This window comes from Oleiphilus sp. HI0128, from assembly GCF_001635365.1.
The window spans coordinates 1-962 of record NZ_LWGG01001363.1 but is presented as its reverse complement, the minus strand read 5'-3'; the positions used below and the strand labels follow the sequence as shown (position 1 = coordinate 962).

Genomic DNA, 962 nt, shown 5'->3' with positions numbered 1-962 from the left:
CCATCGTTGTAAGTAGATACTTTGCTTATATCTTAAGCAAAGGTATTATAGCGAGCTTTACGGAAGCATTACTTTGACAGCTTCTAAACTTTTTATTTGGAACAGCGAAACATGGCAATAAAGTCTGACAAGTGGATACGTAGAATGGCACAAGAGCAAGGCATGATTGAGCCATTCGAACCAGGGCAGGTTCGAACCGGTGAAAATGGCCGAATTATCTCTTATGGAACATCCAGTTATGGCTACGATGTTCGCTGCAGCAGTGAATTCAAGATCTTCACAAACGTCCACTCAGCAACCGTAGACCCTAAACAGTTTGATGAAAACAGCTTCGTCGATATTGATAGCGATGTTTGTATCATCCCACCAAACTCCTTTGCTTTGGCTCGAACTGTTGAGTACTTCAGAATTCCTCGTAGCGTCCTCACTGTTTGTTTGGGCAAATCTACTTATGCACGCTGCGGCATTATCGTTAACGTCACCCCATTAGAACCCGAATGGGAAGGTCACGTCACACTTGAGTTCTCTAACACCACCAATTTGCCAGCAAAAATTTATGCTAACGAAGGTGTTGCACAGATGCTGTTCTTCGAATCTGACGAAGTATGTGAAACAAGTTATAAAGATCGTGGTGGAAAATACCAGGGCCAGACTGGCGTAACGCTGCCGAAAACTTAGTTTAACTGCCTCTTCAAGTCTGAGAGAACACAAGTGGAGCAAGAAGGCGTTATCAAATATCAGCTGGTATTCGAGCATCGAAGCATCTCGATTGACGATACCAGTTTGGCTGAACTGAACCAATGCCGCCAACAAATGATGGCTCACGGGTTAATCGGCCAGGATGATAATCGCTATGAAGGCTATGGCTTTGGCAACCTATCACTGCGTTGCCAGTCAGACTCTAGCATTGAAGCGCCTCCTTCTTTCTGGATCAGCGGCACTCAAACAGGCCACCTTCCAAC

General features: G+C 45.0%; 2 protein-coding genes. Both read left to right on the top strand.

From position 1 onward, the window contains the following. The first annotated feature begins 111 nt into the window (after window positions 1–111). Complete coding sequence (gene dcd, locus A3763_RS22605) at window positions 112–678, top strand: dCTP deaminase (RefSeq protein WP_068508620.1); 567 nt, start codon at window positions 112–114, stop codon at window positions 676–678. A 33-nt stretch (window positions 679–711) separates the two neighbouring features. Continuing rightward, window positions 712–962 (top strand): hypothetical protein (locus tag A3763_RS22600; RefSeq protein WP_197483057.1); only part of this gene is annotated, 251 nt, incomplete at its 3' end.

Excerpts from the sequence above, each read along its gene's own strand:
- dcd (WP_068508620.1), top strand. The coding sequence starts at position 112 with ATGGCAATAAAGTCTGACAAGTGGATACGTAGAATGGCACAAGAGCAA.